The sequence below is a fragment of the Neisseria sp. P0021.S006 genome, from assembly GCF_051956895.1.
Genome location: NZ_JBQCWZ010001201.1, coordinates 1 through 462 on the forward strand (window position 1 = coordinate 1; position 462 = coordinate 462).

The following is a 462-nucleotide window of genomic DNA, read 5'->3' on the forward strand; positions in this document are numbered from 1 at the left end:
CTAGACCCACCCTCCCCTCTTCGCCTACAGCATCAAATGCCTCCACTAAACAGCTTCCACTTCGTTTCTGCTCTTTTTCTTTACCGTTTTTTGTTTTTACCAGATTTGCTTTGCAGCTTTGCCGCGCCCCTGAGCGTTAGACTACGCAAAAGCCGGAAGCAGTGGTGAGGTCGTTTGACGGCCGTATCGTGGTGGTCGAGCGCGCACGCGGTCCGTATCGTGATGTCGATGCTTTGAAAATCAGTATTTTTATGAACGTGTTCAACGTGCATTCTCAAAAATCGACTGCTGATTGTATGGTAACGAAAGTGGTCTCTCACAAAGGCAACTTCGTGAATGCGTATTTGGACAAAGACAGCACGGAAAATGAACGTAATGTGGTGTTGGCGAATACGGCTTTTGGTCGTGAAATTACTTTTGTTCAAGTGGCCGGTTTGGTAGCGCGCCGCATTTTGTGCTACA

At 47.8% G+C, this 462-nt stretch carries 1 pseudogene; it reads left to right on the top strand.

What is annotated here, in order from left to right:
- Positions 1-74: 74 nt before the first annotated feature.
- Positions 75-462: pseudogene (locus tag ACTHUM_RS19475) on the top strand (phosphatidylserine decarboxylase); the annotation flags it as partial.